Annotated in this window: 12 protein-coding genes; 1 reads left to right on the top strand and 11 read right to left on the bottom strand. The window is 67.1% G+C overall.

Annotated features, from left to right (window positions below):
* Window positions 1–299: 299 nt before the first annotated feature.
* From gnd to V3B64_RS06080, 7 genes are all read right to left on the bottom strand, one after another.
* On the bottom strand, window positions 300–1,205 hold the full coding sequence (gene gnd / locus V3B64_RS06110) for a phosphogluconate dehydrogenase (NAD(+)-dependent, decarboxylating) (RefSeq protein ID WP_014648435.1): 906 nt from the start codon (window positions 1,203–1,205) through the stop codon (window positions 300–302).
* 10 nt (window positions 1,206–1,215) lie between these two features.
* On the bottom strand, window positions 1,216–2,454 hold the full coding sequence (locus tag V3B64_RS06105; RefSeq protein WP_329913812.1) for a hypothetical protein: 1,239 nt from the start codon (window positions 2,452–2,454) through the stop codon (window positions 1,216–1,218).
* 17 nt (window positions 2,455–2,471) lie between these two features.
* Window positions 2,472–3,080, bottom strand: a complete 609-nt coding sequence (locus V3B64_RS06100; protein WP_032130308.1) for a DUF2242 domain-containing protein — start codon at window positions 3,078–3,080, stop codon at window positions 2,472–2,474.
* A 242-nt stretch (window positions 3,081–3,322) separates the two neighbouring features.
* The gene (locus tag V3B64_RS06095; protein WP_032130309.1) at window positions 3,323–5,500 is read right to left on the bottom strand and encodes a carboxy terminal-processing peptidase; all 2,178 of its coding nucleotides are present in this window, start codon (window positions 5,498–5,500) and stop codon (window positions 3,323–3,325) included.
* Window positions 5,501–5,818: 318 nt separating this feature from the next.
* Complete coding sequence (gene lipA, locus V3B64_RS06090; RefSeq protein ID WP_032130310.1) at window positions 5,819–6,829, bottom strand: lipoyl synthase; 1,011 nt, start codon at window positions 6,827–6,829, stop codon at window positions 5,819–5,821.
* Between the two features lie 18 nt (window positions 6,830–6,847).
* The gene (gene lipB / locus V3B64_RS06085) at window positions 6,848–7,558 is read right to left on the bottom strand and encodes a lipoyl(octanoyl) transferase LipB (RefSeq protein WP_032130311.1); all 711 of its coding nucleotides are present in this window, start codon (window positions 7,556–7,558) and stop codon (window positions 6,848–6,850) included.
* A complete protein-coding gene (locus tag V3B64_RS06080) occupies window positions 7,546–7,824 on the bottom strand; it encodes a YbeD family protein (protein WP_005411067.1) in 279 nt (92 codons plus the stop codon). Before V3B64_RS06080 ends, lipB begins: the two co-directional genes overlap by 13 nt.
* A 261-nt stretch (window positions 7,825–8,085) precedes the next feature.
* Here V3B64_RS06080 and V3B64_RS06075 point away from each other — a divergent pair, with 261 nt between their 5' ends.
* The gene (locus tag V3B64_RS06075) at window positions 8,086–9,159 is read left to right on the top strand and encodes a lipid A deacylase LpxR family protein (RefSeq protein WP_032130312.1); all 1,074 of its coding nucleotides are present in this window, start codon (window positions 8,086–8,088) and stop codon (window positions 9,157–9,159) included.
* A 174-nt stretch (window positions 9,160–9,333) separates the two neighbouring features.
* On the opposite strand, the gene V3B64_RS06070 is transcribed toward V3B64_RS06075, so the two are convergent.
* The 4 genes from V3B64_RS06070 to rodA form a co-directional block, all read right to left on the bottom strand.
* On the bottom strand, window positions 9,334–10,554 hold the full coding sequence (locus tag V3B64_RS06070; RefSeq protein WP_329913809.1) for a D-alanyl-D-alanine carboxypeptidase family protein: 1,221 nt from the start codon (window positions 10,552–10,554) through the stop codon (window positions 9,334–9,336).
* A 100-nt stretch (window positions 10,555–10,654) separates the two neighbouring features.
* Window positions 10,655–11,929: a septal ring lytic transglycosylase RlpA family protein gene (locus tag V3B64_RS06065; RefSeq protein ID WP_049421381.1), complete on the bottom strand. Its 1,275-nt coding sequence runs from the start codon at window positions 11,927–11,929 to the stop codon at window positions 10,655–10,657.
* Complete coding sequence (gene mltB / locus V3B64_RS06060; RefSeq protein WP_049400491.1) at window positions 11,926–13,071, bottom strand: lytic murein transglycosylase B; 1,146 nt, start codon at window positions 13,069–13,071, stop codon at window positions 11,926–11,928. Before mltB ends, V3B64_RS06065 begins: the two co-directional genes overlap by 4 nt.
* 1,139 nt (window positions 13,072–14,210) lie before the next feature.
* Complete coding sequence (rodA, locus tag V3B64_RS06055) at window positions 14,211–15,290, bottom strand: rod shape-determining protein RodA (RefSeq protein ID WP_049421382.1); 1,080 nt, start codon at window positions 15,288–15,290, stop codon at window positions 14,211–14,213.
* Between the last annotated feature and the right edge of the window lie 155 nt (window positions 15,291–15,445).

Here is a 15,445-nt window from a genome sequence, read left to right as displayed (position 1 = left end):
GCTATCCGTGTGATGGCGGGGGGGTGGGGGGGGGGGGGGGGGCGGGAAAACCAGGCGGTGGGGGGGGGGGGGGGGGGGCGGGGGGGGGCGCCCCCCCCCCCCCCCCCCCCCCCCCCACCCCGCCTTCGACAGATTCCCGCGCCCGACGGTAGGTGTCGACCTTGGTCGACACATCCACGCCATGCGTGGATGACGTGGAAACGATCGGAGAACGCTTTTGTAGAGTCGAGCCATGCTCGACTGGCTGCAAGGGGTCAGAGCCCTTTCCTGCGGAAAGGGATCCGACCCCACCGCAGTGCTTACGACTTCTTGATGGCGTGGCCACCGAATTCATTGCGCATCGCCGACAGCAGGCGGTCGGTGAACGAATTCGATTCACGCGAACGCAGGCGTTCCAGCAGCGACAGGGTGATCACCGGTGCCGGCACATCGAGCGCGATCGCTTCGGCCACGGTCCAGCGGCCTTCGCCGGAATCCTCCACGTACGGGGCGATGCCATCCAGCGACGGATTGCGCTTGAGGGCTTCAGTGCTCAGGTCCAGCAGCCACGAACGCACCACGCTGCCGTGGCGCCAGACTTCGGCGACCTGGGCCAGGTCCAGTTCCATTTCCTGCTTGCGCTCCATCAGCGCGAAGCCTTCGGCGTAGGCCTGCATCATTCCGTACTCGATGCCGTTGTGGACCATCTTGGTGAAGTGGCCAGCGCCGGACGGGCCGACACGACCCCAGCCACGATCTTCGGCCGGTGCCAGCGTGCGCAGCAGCGGTGCGATCTGCTCCACCACCGACGCTTCGCCACCGACCATCAGGCTGTAGCCCTCCTGCAGGCCCCACACGCCACCACTGGTGCCGCAGTCGACGTAGCCCAGATCGTCTTCGGCCAGTGCCTTGGCGCGACGGATCGAGTCCTGGTAGTTGGAGTTGCCGCCGTCGATGACGATGTCACCTTCGGCCAGGTGCGGGGTCAACTGGCCCAGGGTCTGGTCGACGGTTTCGCCGGCCGGCACCATCAGCCACACCACGCGCGGAACCGGCAGCGCGGCAACCGCGGCGGCCAGCGAATCAACCACTTCCAGGCCGGCCTCGGCAGCGCGCTGGCGGGCACCCTCGCCCGGGTCGTAGCCGACCACGCGGTGGCCGCCGCGATGCAGGCGCTGGGCCATGTTGGCGCCCATGCGGCCGAGGCCGATCATTGCAATATCCATTGTTTCACCTTCAGTTGGGGTCTAGGGTCAGGCTGCCTGGCCTGCCGGTAGCCGCGCAGTGGCGCAGCTGCGCCTCGCGCCAACGCCGGTAGAGCGTGGTATGCAGATTGTGCACCGCCAGGTCGATCGAAAACGGCGTTCGCGGGTTGCGATCGAGCAGGCGGGCGATGTGGTAGCCGATGGGACGTATACCGCGTGGATGCACATAGATCACGAACTGCTGGTAGAACGGATCGTCCAGCAGCTGGTCCATGCGTGCCAGCGTGTCGTGGTAGCGCGGTTCCAGCCGTGCACGAAGGTTGGGATCACGCTCGAACAACAGGCGGTCGAAGTAGCGCTGGCCGATGCGCGGGATGCCCTGCGCGAGTTTCCAGAGTTCGGCATTGCGCTGGTCGTACCAGGCCAGGCCGCCATGCGCAGCCAGTGCCTGCGCGGCGCCCTCGCCCACCTCGACCACGACGAAGTTCTCGGCCTGGTTGCTCAGGTCGTCCAGCGTGCCCTTGTCGTACACGTGCTCGATGAAGCCGGGCACGCCAACGAAGGCCTGCCGTCCCATCGCCGAGGTGCGCACCGCCTTGCCATCAGCGAAGAAATCACCCGCGTGGGCACCGAGCAGGATGCTGTCGGTCTCGTGCAGGGCGAGGAAGGTGCCGATCGACAGTTCATCCGCTGCGAACTCAGTATCGAACGCGGCATCACCATAAAGCTCTCGTTGCGTAGCCAGCTGCGCGACCTGGCGGCCGACCCCGCATTCGGCACGCACGGCACCGCTGTAGAACGCCTCCAGTGCATGACTGTTACCCGCGCTCGGCACGAAGCCACGACCGAAACTGCGTGTGCGCTGCCAGCCTTGCGCGCGTGGGCCCTGCAGGCCGAAGCCGATCCAGCCCAGCTGCGGGCCGGAGAAGCGGAAGGTGGGGTTGCCCTGCAGTGCAGAAGCCGCACGTTGCGTGGCCGCGCCCAGTTCGAAGGCATAGGCGCAGACCGTGGCTGGATCGTCCAGCAACTGTTGCAGCAACGCCTGGCGTGCTGCAGCGGACATTCCGGCCGGCCACCCCACGCGCAGATCGCCTGCCGCCTGTGCTTCAGCCAGCGAGGCACGTGTACACACCGGGCCGCCGTGCACCTGTGGTGCACCGGCCGCGACCTCGTCAAAGCGCCATCCCAGCCGCTGCAGCAGGCCCTGCGTGCAGTCCGGCGTTGCGGACGCAATGCCCAGCGCGGGCATCAGCAGGAGTGCCACGCCCATCAACGTGCCGCGCACGATCACCCTTGATCCGTGCTGCGGGCCGGTGCGGGCTCGGACGATGCAGGCTCGGGCGGCGCGAGCGCAGGCGGTGCGGGTTTGCCAGCATCCGCCGGCAGGTACTGTTGCAGGCGCTGGAAGAAGCGCTGATAGAACCCGGCATCGGTGACGGTGCTGCTGGCCACTTTCACCAGCGAATCGTCATTGCTGCCGAACGGCAGCGACACCGAGCCCAATGCACCCACGCCCACGCTGGCCGACGTCGGGCTCTTCTTCAGCGCATAGCGGTCCTGCACCGCGCTGACGAATACCAGCGTCTGGCTGCCACGCGGGGCACACGAGATGCGCAGCACCAGCTGCTCGTGATCATCCTCGCGTGGCTGGAAGTTCTTGTTGCCTTCCACCTGCGCTTCGTCGGAGCGGGCGATGGCGTAGCCCTGGCTGAGCAGGGTGCGCCGCGCGGCCTCGCAGGCGTCACCGGGGCGGCCATCGACGGTACGCGAGAAGGTGTCGCCGGAATCAAAGGATTCGCGCAGCAACGTACTGTCGGCGGCGCGGCCACCACAGGCCGACAGGATCAGGGCGCTGGCGAGCGCCACGGCAGCACTGGAAAGACGGGAGGCCCGCATGGGTACTCCTGCGAGGACGGTACCGCCAAGGGTAGCCCTGCGGCCGTGTGCGGCAGGTTGAAACCGGCGTGACCGAGCCACCCCGTTGCTGCCGGTTCATGCACAGAAAAGGGGACGGAGGGGATTAAGTCGTTTGTGGCACTTCGCTCGCCGGGCATGGCCCGGCGCTACCGTGAACGAGGTCCCCAGACAGAAAGGGGCCGGCAATGCCGGCCCCTCGGGTATCACATGCCGTCGCCGGCTCAGTCCGCCCAGCGACCAGCGCCGGTCGACTGCGGCAGCACCTGCGCCGACAGCGGGCGGTCATTGGCCAGCAGGTTCACCGCATCGGCCAGGATCGAGGCCGACTCGCGCAGCAGCGGGTCCGGACGCTTCTCGGCAGCCTTCTCGCGGGCGGCATCCTTGACGATGTCGCGCTCGTTGCCAGTCAGGCCGTCGTCGTTGCTGTCATCGGCCAGCGGGTCCAGGGCCAGGCCCAGTTCCTTGCGCATCGCCTGGCGCTCCTTGCGCTGGGTGTCCTGGCGCTCACGCTCGGCGCGGCGGGTGGCCTCGTTGAGCGAGATGTACTTCTTCGCGGCCTCGGTGCGGAACTGCTGCACGTCCTCGTTCCACCACTGGAATTCCTTGTCGGCGGCGATGCGCGCGTCATGGCGGGTTTCCAGCTTCGGCAGCAGCGGCGCGAAGTTGCCGTACTGGGTGTGCGGCACGGCAGCGATGCGGGTCCACGGCAGCGCGTTGTCGTAGGTGCTCTCGCCGAACTCGGTGGCATCGACGCTGGCCGGGAACGCCAGGTCCGGCACCACACCCTTGTGCTGGGTGCTGCTGCCGCTGATGCGGAAGAACTGGGCGATGGTCAGCTTCACCTGGCCGAAGCGCTGGGTCTCGCCACTCGGCCAACGGTCCAGGTCGACGATGTTCTGCACGGTGCCCTTGCCGAAGCTGGTCTCACCGATCACCAGGCCACGGCCGTAATCCTGGATGGCACCGGCAAAGATTTCCGAAGCCGAGGCCGAACCGCGGTTGATCAGCACTGCCAGCGGGCCATCCCATGCCACGCCCTGGTTGCGGTCGCTGTTGACGGTGACGCGGCCACCGGACTCGCGCACCTGCACCACCGGGCCCTGTTCGATGAACAGACCGGTCAGTTCAATGGCTTCATCCAGCGAACCACCACCGTTGTTGCGCAGGTCCAGCACCACGCCGTCCAGCTTGTCGTTCTTGAAGCCGGCCAGCAGCTTGGCCACGTCGCGGGTGGCCGAGGCGTAGTCGGCCGCGTTGCGGCGACGGCCTTCGAAGTCCTGGTAGAAGGTCGGCAGCTTGATCACGCCGACCTTGCGCGCCGGCTCGCCATTGGCGGCCGGAATGGTCATGGTCTCGCCCTTGGCGGCCTGTTCGGCCAGGCGCACCTTCTGGCGGGTCAGCACCAGGGTGTGGTGCTTGCCGTCGGCGCCCTCAGCAGCCGGGATGAACTCCAGCTTGACCTGGGTATCCTTGGCGCCGCGGATCTTGGCCACGACGTCGTCGATGCGCCAGCCGATCACGTCCTCGACCAGGCCGGACTTGCCCTGGCCGACGCCGACGATACGGTCACCCGGCTTCAGCGTGCCATCCACTGCGGCCGGGCCACCGGCGATGATCTCGCGGATCACCACCACGTCGTCCTGGCGCTGCAGCTGCGCACCAATGCCTTCCAGCGACAGCGACATCGCCTGGTTGAAGTTCTCGGCGGTGCGCGGCGTGAAGTAATCCGTGTGCGGGTCAACGGCGCTGGTGTACGAGTTCATGAAGAACTGGAAGACGTCTTCGCCCTTCAGTTCATTGACCGACTTCTCCAGCGTCGCGTAGCGCTTGTCCAGCGTCTTGCGGATGTCGTCCGGCTTCTTGCCGGCCAGCTTCAGGCGCAGCCAGTCGTTCTTGACCGACTTGCGCCACAGCTCATCCAGTTCAGCGCTGCTGGCCGCCCACGGCACCTTCTTGCGGTCGTATTCGAAACGCTCGTCGGTGGTGAAGTCCGGCTCCTGCTTGAGCAGCTTGCGCGCATAGGCCACGCGTTCGCCGACGCGCTGCTTGTAGACCGCGAACACCTGGAACGCCGGCTCCAGCTCGCCGCCACGGATGGCCGAGGAAATGTTGGCTTCGAACGGCGCGAAGCGCGCCACGTCGGCCTGGGTGAAGTACTGCTTGCCGCCGTCCAGCGTCTCCAGGTAGCGCTTGAACACGTCCTTGGAGGTGGCCTCGTCCAGCGCACGCGGGCGGTACGCGTAGCGGCTGTCGGACAGCAGGCCGTACACCAGCTTGGAGGTGGTCACCTGATCGGCGGTTGCCGCAGCGGGCAATGCCGGCGAATCGGCCTTGGCCGCCAGCGCCAGCGGCGCGACCAGCGCCAGGGCCATCAGGAATGCGGGGGCTTTGAATTTCATTGACGTGCTCGAAGGCGCCTTGCCAAGGGGGAGACTGCGGGGTGTTAAGACACCACGACAGTGCCGAAAGTTGCCGGGTTTGTCACCCGGCCGCGCTCGGTGGAAAACCAGCCTAGCCGGGCCGGTGTAGCAAATTGTGAATGGCTGAAGAGCGGCGCACCCAGCGGCGCCGTCTGTCCAGTTGCAGAGGGCATGGGGTTGCAAGCCCCCTGAGTCAGGGGGCGGCCGCGAAGCGGCGGGGGTGTGGGTGGTGGTAAGCCGGGGCCCACGGTGTGCGCAGCGCAGCGTGGGAAGCGGTAGCGCGCATCGCGCAACCGCTTACCGGACGCCGGCGCCCTTGGCCTGCACGTCGGCGTGGTACGACGAGCGCACCATCGGGCCGGAGGCCACGTGGCTGAAGCCCAGCTCGTAGCCGTAGTCTTCCAGCGCCTTGTAGTCCTCGGGGGTCCAGTACTTCAGCACCGGGTGGTGATGCGCGGTCGGCTGCAGGTACTGGCCGATGGTGATCATGTCCACGTCGTGCGCGCGCAGGTCGCGCATGGTGGCCTTGATCTGCTCGAACTCTTCGCCCAGGCCCAGCATGATGCCGCTCTTGGTCGGCACGTCCGGGTGCTGCGCCTTGAAGTTCTTCAGCAGGTTCAGCGACCACTGGTAGTCCGCACCCGGGCGCACGTTGCGGTACAGGTCCGGCACGGTTTCGATGTTGTGGTTGAACACGTCCGGCGGGTTCTGCGCCAGGATCTCCAGCGCGCGCTCCATGCGGCCCTTGCCGCGGAAGTCCGGGGTCAGCACTTCGATGCGGGTGCCCGGCGACTTCGCGCGGATGGCACTGATGCAGTCGACGAAGTGCTGGGCACCGCCGTCGCGCAGGTCATCTCGGTCGACGCTGGTCACCACCACGTACTTCAGCCCCATGTCGGCCACGGTCTGGCCGAGGCTGGCCGGTTCGTTGGCATCCGGCGGCTTCGGGCGGCCGTGGGCGACGTCGCAGAACGAGCAGCGGCGGGTGCAGACCTCGCCGAGGATCATGAACGTTGCCGTGCCGTGGCCGAAGCACTCGTGGATGTTCGGGCAGCTGGCTTCCTCGCACACCGTCACCAGGCGGTTCTCGCGCAGCTTGGCCTTCAGGTTCTGCACCGCATTGCCCGAAGGAATGCGCACGCGGATCCAGGACGGCTTGCGCAGCACCGGCGCATCGGCGAACTGCACCGGCGAGCGGTTGATCTTGTCACCGCCCAGCTGCTTGACCCCGGCCTGCAACGGCGCGGCGGACGGAGAGTCGCCCTGCACGATCTGCAGGGGAATGGAACGGGCGGTGGTTTCAGTCATGGCAGTTCCGGGGGGCGGTCAGGCGGCCGCAGAAAGATCAGGCAGTTCGGGCGTGGGCTGCAGCAGCAGGCCGAACTGGCGGGCCAGGTGGTCCAGCAGCACCGGCTTGACGGCCTCCATCCCGGAGGGCCCGCCCAAGTCTACTACCGAGGTCACCTGCAACCCCTGATAGCCACAGGGGTTGATGCGGTGGAAAGGTTCCAGGTCCATGGCCACGTTGAAGGCCAGGCCATGGAAGGTACAGCCGCGGCGCACGCGGATGCCGAGCGCGGCGATCTTGGCGCCACCGACATAGACGCCCGGGGCGCCCTCGCGGCGTTCGGCGCCGATGTTCCACTCGGCCAGGGTATCGATGATGGCCTGCTCGATGCGGCACACGTAGTCGCGCACACCGATGCCCAGCCGTGGCAGGCGCAGCAGCGGATAGACCACCAGCTGGCCGGGGCCGTGATAGGTCACCTGGCCGCCGCGGTCCACGTGCAGCACCGGGATCTCGCCCGGCGCCAGCACATGCTCGTCCTTGCCGGCCTGGCCCAGGGTGAATACCGGGTCGTGCTCGACCACCCACAGCTCATCGGCGTCGGCCTCGCTGCGCTGGTCGGTGAAGCGCTGCATGGCGCGCCACACCGGTTCATAGGCCTGGCGGCCGAGGTCGCGGACCAGCGCCGGGCGCGGCGCGCGGTCTTCCGGGGCGGCTTCGGCCGGGCAGCTGTCGGCTACAGCGTCCACTTCACTTCCGGGTGGTCGCGCAGTGCCTGGTGCGCCAGGTCGTACTGTTCGCGGCTCTCGGCCTTGAACACGATGCGCACGGACACGTACTTGCCGTTGGAGGAATGCTTCCAGCTGATGCGTTCATTCACCACATCGATGCCGGCAGCCAGCAGCAGGCGGGGAAGCTCATGTTCCAGGCCGCGGTTGGCCGGGCCCATGGCACTGAGCTCGAACTGGCCGGGGAACTGGAAGCCGTGGTCGGGGTTGTCGGACTTGATTTCCATGCCCCCATTATCGGGCCGCAGGCCAACAAACCCAAGAGTATTCATCAACGTCAAACAGTGCACCGGTGAGTCGCTGCGTTGCAGCTGAACAGCCGTTCAGCATTGGCCGTTGCCCCTTGGGGCGCCGCAGGACAGTGCAGGATTGTCTTCACGAGACAATGTCGTTTTCGGAACAGACAAGTGATTCGAACGCGCTCGTTCCATCACGCCCGCACGAGTACCGTGTCGCGGCATATAACGACAGACAGAAAAAACCTCCACATGAGCCCCCCTTCCCAACGTCGCCTTGCAGCCCTCGGGCTGTCCGGCCTGCTGGCTGCTGCCCTCCCCCTCGCCGCCCAGGCGGCCGAACAATGTGGCCCGGACGCGATGCGCGACCACCCTCCGCAGGTCAATTTCCGCGTTGACAACGACCTGTTCGGCGGCCGCCACCAGGACCAGGGCTATACCAATGGTGCACTGTTGACCCTGGTCTCGCCCAATCTGGTCGATTACACCGACGACCCCTGCCTGCCACGCATGGCCCGCTGGGTGAACCAGTACCTGGAAGGGCTGCATCCGGGCAAGTTCGAACAGCAGAACATGATCTTCAGCATCGGCCAGGGCATCTTCACCCCGACCGATTTCAGCCGCAGGGACCTGATCGAGGACGACCGCCCTTACGCCGGCGTACTGATCGCAAACTTCGGTTTCAATGCGCGCAGCGGCGACCGCCTGCAGACCACCCAGCTGACGCTGGGCGTGGTTGGCCCGTGGGCACAGGGCAAGCAGGTGCAGAATGCCGTGCACGAAGTGCTGGGCGACGAGAAATTCAAGGGCTGGGACAACCAGCTGCACAACGAGCCCCTGTTCATGCTGACCCATGAGCGCATGCGCCGCTGGCCGGGCGATGCCAGCGTCAATGCCGACGGCTGGGGTTGGGACGCGATCAGCCACTACGGCGGATCGATCGGCAACCTGGAAACCAAGGCCAACCTTGGCGGTGAAGTGCGCTTCGGCTGGAAGCTGCCGGACGACTTCGGCAGCACGCCGTTGCGCCCGGCCGGTGAGAACACTGCGCCGACCCGCGGCGGCCGTCCCAATGGCTGGTCCTGGCACCTGTTCGCGACCTCGGACGCCGCCTGGGTGATCCGTGACATCACGCTGGATGGCAACACGTTCCGCAACAGCCACAGTGTGGACAAGCGCCATGTGGTGGCCTACGGCGGCTATGGCGTGGCGGTGATGTACGGACGCTGGAAGTTCGCTGCGGCGCGTTACCACAGCACGCGCGAGTTCAACGGCCAGCGCGAAGCGCCGGTGTTCGGCAGCTTCACCATCAGCCGCTCGCTGTAGGTAGGTGCCGACCGTTGGTCGGCACACCGGGGCCGGCATATCCGGATGGGTTCATGAGGAGCCGGCCAGCGGCCGGCACTACCCACATCCGGCAGGATTCATGCGCAAGCGGCATCCCGAAACAGAAAAGGCCGGCATTTGCCGGCCTTTTCCTTCACCACGCCGGGGCGTGGATCATTCCGATTCCCACCACATCCAGAAGCTGTCCCACAGGCGCTTGAAGAAGCCGGCCTGTTCGACGGCAGCCACCGCCACCAGCGGCGCTTCGGCCACCAGCTTGCCATCCAGCATCACCTTCACGGTGCCGATCTGCTGGCCGGCGGTGAACGGTGCTTCCAGGGTCTTGGGCACGTCGATGCTCGGCTTCAGGTCGTTGTAACGGCCACGCGGCACGCTCACCAGCATCGGCTGGGCCACGCCCAGCTGCACCTTGTCGGTGGTGCCCTTCCAGACCTTGTGCTCGGCCACGGCCTTGCCCGGCTCGTACAGGCGGTGGGTCTCGAAGAAGCGGAAACCCCAGTTCAGCAGGGCCAGGCTGTCATCGGCACGCTGCTTTTCCGACTGGCCGCCCAGCACCACGGCGATCAGGCGCTGGTCGCCGCGCTGGGCCGAGCTCATCAGGCAGTAACCGGCTTCGGAAGTGTGGCCGGTCTTGATGCCGTCCACGCTGCCATCGCGCCACAACAGCAGGTTGCGGTTCGGCTGCTTGATGTTGCCGACCTGGAATTCCTTGATCTTGTTGTACGCGTAGGTTTCCGGGTAATCGCGCACCATCGCGCGGCCCAGCAGCGCCAGGTCGTAGGCGGTGCTGTGGTGGCCCTGCGCAGTCAGGCCATGGGCGTTGACGAAGTGCGAATTATTCATGCCGATCTTGGCGGCATAGCTGTTCATCAGCGACGCAAAGGCTTCCTCGCTGCCAGCCACATGCTCGGCCAGGGCGATCGCGGCGTCGTTGCCGGACTGGATCGCCATGCCCTTTTCCATGTCTTCCAGGCGCGCGGTCTGGTTGACCGGGAAGCCGCTGTAGCTGCCATCGGTACCCGCGCCACCTTCGCGCCAGGCGCGTTCGCTCATCATCACCTGGTCATCCGCACGGACCTTGCCGTTCTTGACCTCGGCGGCGATCACGTAGGACGTCATCACCTTGGTGATGCTGGCCGGAGCCAGCTGTTCGTTGATGTTTTCACCGGCCAGCACCTGGCCGGTGGCGTAATCCATCAGCACCCAGGCCTTGGACACGCTCGGCGCCGGCGCCGGCGGAGTGGCGACGGTGGCCGGGGCGGCAGCGGCGGCGGCAGGCGCCGGCGTGGCCGGAGTCGGCAGCGGCGTCTGGGCGGAAGCCAGGCCCACCACCAGGGTGGCGGCCAGGGCGGTGGCGGCGGAACGGAAATTCATTGGACAGCAGGCTCCAGGGGACGGCCGGGAATGGAGGGTGGAACGTAGCGGCCATTGTAAGGCCGGGGCAGCATGGGCCGGCAGCACCGGCCCGGGTGGATCAATCCTTGACGATCTGCGGCGAACCCAGCCCCAGACCGGCGATGCGGCCGACAAGTTCCGCGGCACTGGCATGGTCGCTGGCGGGAACGCGCAGGCGGAACAGGGTACGGCCACCGGCGGCGATGTCACTGATGGTGGCACCGACGATGCCGGCGGCGTTGAGCTGGCCCATCGCGCGGTTGGCGTTGTCACGGTTGGAGAAGCTGGCAACCTGCACCATGACTGCGCCCACCACCTGCTGCGACAGGCTGGGGGTAGCGGCGGCGGTGCGGACCGGTGCCTGCGCAGCGGCGCGCGGCGTGGTACTGGCAACGACCGCCGGAGCCGGCGCGTATGCGGTGCTGCGCACCGGCGGAGCACTCGGCGGCAGGCTGCTGACCGCCACATCCGGCACGGTGCTGGCCACGCCCTGGGTGGTGGCCGGCTGGCCACGCGCCGGCATGCCATCGGCCGGCAGCCCCTTGACCAGGCGATCGATGTCGCTGTCGGCGGCAGCACGCGCGGTCGGTGCCGGGCGCGCACTGGCTACAGCGCTGGCGGCGGCCGCTTCCGCAGCACGACGCTCGCGGCGCGACGGCTTCTGCGCCAGCAGGTTGCCCTCACCCGGCTGCAGCGCGCGCACCTCCACGTTGCCGGTGCCGCGCTGGGTGATGCCCAGGCGCACAGCGGCGGCATAGCTGAGATCGACCACGCGGCCATCATGGAACGGACCGCGATCGTTGACGCGCACGATCACCGACTCACCGTTGTCGAGGTTGGTCACGCGGGCGAAGCTGGGCAGCGGCAGCGTCTTGTGCGCAGCTGTGAACTGGTACATGTCGTAGACCTCACGGTTGGAGGTCAGGCGGCCGTGGAACTTGGCGCCGTAGTACGACGCGGTGCCGCGTTCGACATAGTTGCGGGTGTCGTCGAGCACTTTGTACGACTTGCCCAGCACCACGTACGGCGTCTTGTTGCCGATCGCCGAGCGTTCTTCCGCGGTCACTTCCGGCTCGGGGATGCAGGCCACGTTGGGAATGTAGTCCGGCGTGCTGTCACGCACGCCCGGCTTGTACAGGCCACCGGCGGTGTAGTTGCCGCGGGTGCTCAGGTCTTCCTTGGCCGCCGCGTAGGGCGATCCTTCCGGGCAGTGTGCCGGGCGCGAGCCGCGCCCCTGCACCAGGGTGCCGCCGGACTTGCCACCATGGCCGGCCGTGGCCGGCTTCTTCGGCGCGCTGCTGCAGGCAGCCAGCGCGAGGACGATCAAGCCTGGGACCAGCCATCTGATGTTCATGCCGGGGGCAGCTCCTGTCCGGCGATGGCCTGGGACAACTGGAACACGGCCATCGCGTACATCTTCGAGAGGTTGTAGCGGGTGATCGCGTAGTAGTTCTGGAAGCCCAGCCAGTACTGCTTGCCGGTGCTGCCTTCAAGCGTGATCGGCGTGGCGGTGGCGCCCGGCTGCACCGCTGCGCTGGGCTGGTAGCCACGCTTCGCCAGGTCGGCCAGCGACCAGGTCGGCATCCATTCGGTCGGATTGAATTCCTCGCGGCCCGGCGCCAACGTGGCCGGCACGGCCACCTGCCCGCCACGCACCCAGCCACCCTTCTTCACGAAGTAGTTGGCGATGGACGAGAACACGTCGTCGTAGCTGGTGAACAGGTCGCGACGGCCGTCGCCATTACCGTCCACCGCGTAATCGAGGTAGCTGGACGGCATGAACTGGCCCATGCCCATCGCGCCGGCATAGCTGCCCTTGAGCGTGGTGATGTCCAGGTTCTCTTCGCGGCCCAGCTCGAACAGCTTGGCCAGCTCATCGCGGAAGAACAGCTCGCGGCGCACTTCGCGTTCCAGCTTGGCCGGGTCGCCGCTGCGCGGGTAGTAGAACGCCAGCGTGTACAGCGCATCGAGCACGCGATGGCTGCCGGCATTCTTCCCGTAGCTGGTTTCCACGCCGATGATCGCCACGATCACTTCGGCCGGCACACCGGTGCGCTGCTGGACGCGATCCAGTTCGGCGCGATGCTGGGCCAGGAACGCGCGGCCGCCATCGATGCGTGCCTTGCTGATGAACATCGGCCGGTATTCGTTCCACGGCTTGACCCGCTCGGCCGGGCGCGACATCGCGGCGATGATCGGCTGGCGCACCTGCGCCTGGTCGAGCACGCTGCTGATCTGCTCCGGCTTCAGGCCATAGCGCTTGGCGGTATCGGCAATGAAGCGGGCCCGTGCGACCTCGAACGGCACCGGGGTGAGATCGACCGGCGGCGCGGTGGCGGCAGCGGCTTCGGGCGCGGCCTCGGCGGGGCCATGGGCCTTGGCGGCGGGCTGGCGCGGCGTACTGCTGGCCTGGGGCGAAGACGGTGGGGACTTCGGCTGGGTCGCGCAGGCGACCAGGCCGAGGGTGAGCATGCAGGCCAGAGTGCGTCGAATCATCGTCGCAGGTTAGCAGGTCATGGATGAATTAAAACCCCTAACACCATGAATCACAACGATTTGCCTGCGAGCAGCGGGAAATGTGAAGACGTCGTGATCACACTTCCCCATTCAGATAGAGGTTGCCGGTTGCGTCCCCATCCCCGCAGACGCAACCGGCGACCGGATCCGGTCGGTACCCGCGCGGCTGCCGCTCCCCAGTGGCAGTGCTCCGCGCTCCCTGTACCCGTTGGATCAGTACTGCTTCCCGCCCGACGCCCCCTCGCGCTGCAACGATTGACGGCGCGCCGTGCCGAACGGGCCGCCATTGTGCAGGCCGATTACGACAAGTCCATTGATCAGGATCAACGCGCTGTAAAAGTGTGAACCAGCTAACGCTTTTTCCGGACTTTGGTCAGTGGGCGTGCTGCCGTGCATCGTTGTGAGAACGCTTCCACAACGGGCGTTGCGCAGAGTCAGGAAGTTTCCAGCCAACGGCGCAGCCCCTCGTGGGTGGGGTGTGTTGCGGAAAGCAGAAGCCGCCGCTGGGCCGGTCGGGTTGGGTACGCGGGGGACGCCGTGAATCCGTCCCTGGAGGCTTGGCAGCCGCTTGCTCTTGCGCGCAGTCCTGCACGCGCGGCAAGGCCAGGGTTGGGCGTCCTGCCCAACCCGCCCGAGGCATGCCTCGGGCCCATGCGGCTGACACCCCCGCATACCCAACCCGACCGCCCTCTGACAGATTTCGGTGGTCTGCCACCCACGGAGAAGAAAGAGAAGATCACAAGCGGGTCGCGCGCTGCGCTTGCTCGAGAGCCGAGCATGGCTATGCCGGTCGTCCTGACCGGCACCCTTCGGGCCGTCGCCATGGGCGACGTTGGCAGCGGCTCCTGCCGCTGCCTTCGGCTCTACACAAAGCAAGGAAGCGACCCGCCAGGCCGCTTTTGCTTTTGATCTTCTTTTTCTTCTCCGTGGGTGGACGCGCACGGAACCTGTCCGTGGCCGGGTCTTTGGGCGGCGCGGGGGCGTGACCCGCTGTGAGGCGGCCCCCGAGCTTACAGGGACGTACTTGCAGCGCCCCCTGCGCAGCCCATCTACCCGGCCCCACCCATGAACTGCTTTGCGCGACCACCCACGAGGGGCTGCGCCGTTGGCTGGAAACCCTATCCCCCGTGCACGGGTCGGTGCCCACGTACCGCCATCACCAGTCCAATGCCGGCCAGCAGCGAGACCGCTGATGTTCCGCCATAACTGATCAATGGCATCGGAATGCCCACCACCGGCAGCAGGCCGGAAATCATTCCACCGTTCACCAATACGTAGACGAAGAACGCCAGCCCCAGGCTGCCGGCCAGCAACCGCGCATGCGTGTCGCGCGCGTGCACTGCGATCCACAGGCAACGCCCGACCACGAACAGGTACAGCGCGAACAGCGTCGCCACACCGATCCAGCCGAACTCCTCGGCCAGCACCGAAAACGCGAAGTCGGTGGTGTACTCGGGCAGGAAATCCAGTGTGGCCTGGGTGCCCTGCCCCCAGCCACGTCCCTGCCAGCCACCGGAACCGATCGCGATGCGCGACTGCAGGATGTTCCAGCCGGTGCCGAGCGGGTCTGCTGCCGGGTCTAGGAAGGTCAGTACGCGATCCTTCTGGTACTGCCGCAACACGCCGAGCCAGGCCAGTGGCGCGGCCACCGCCAGCCCCACCGCGCCGGTGGCCACCCAGCCCCAGTGCAGGCCCGCCAGCAACAACGCGAACACGCCGCTGGCGGTGACCAGCGTGGCGGTGCCGAGGTTGGGCTGCATCAGGATCAGCACGGCGGGAACGCCGATCAGCACTGCGGCCGTCAGTACCGTGCGTGGTGACGGTGGCAGCGGTTGCCGGTGCAGGTACCAGGCCATCATCAACGGCAGGCTGAGCTTGAGCAGCTCGGAGGGCTGCAGGTAGAAGACGCCGAGGTTGAGCCAGCGCTGCCCGTACTTGCCGGTGCCGATCACATACACCGCCATCAGCGGCAGCATCGACAGCGCGTACAGCGCCGGTGTCCACGCGCGCAGGCGCAGCAGCGAAACACGCGACAGCAGCCACATCGCCAGCAGGCCACCGGCGAAGCGCGCCGCCTGCCCGGTGACCGGACCGGACACGCTGTGCAGCACCGCCAGCCCCGCGCCCATCAGGATCAACAACGCGACCAGCAACGGCAGGTCGATCGTGCGCACCGCCTCACGGCAGCCGCCAAGCATTCGTTTCCAGTCCACGCTGGCCACGGTAGCAACGCGCGCTTGCGTGAAGCTGTCAGGGTGCTTCTGCGTCTGTAGAGTCGAGGGGGGGGGGGGGGGGGGGGGGGGGGGCGGCCGCCGGGGGGGGGGGGGGGCGCGGGCGGACACACGGGCGCGCA

This window comes from Stenotrophomonas sp. SMYL86, assembly GCF_036320025.1.
Taxonomy (GTDB): domain Bacteria; phylum Pseudomonadota; class Gammaproteobacteria; order Xanthomonadales; family Xanthomonadaceae; genus Stenotrophomonas; species Stenotrophomonas maltophilia_A.
Note: the sequence above shows the minus strand (reverse complement) of the source record. Positions and strands in the feature narration are given on the sequence as shown.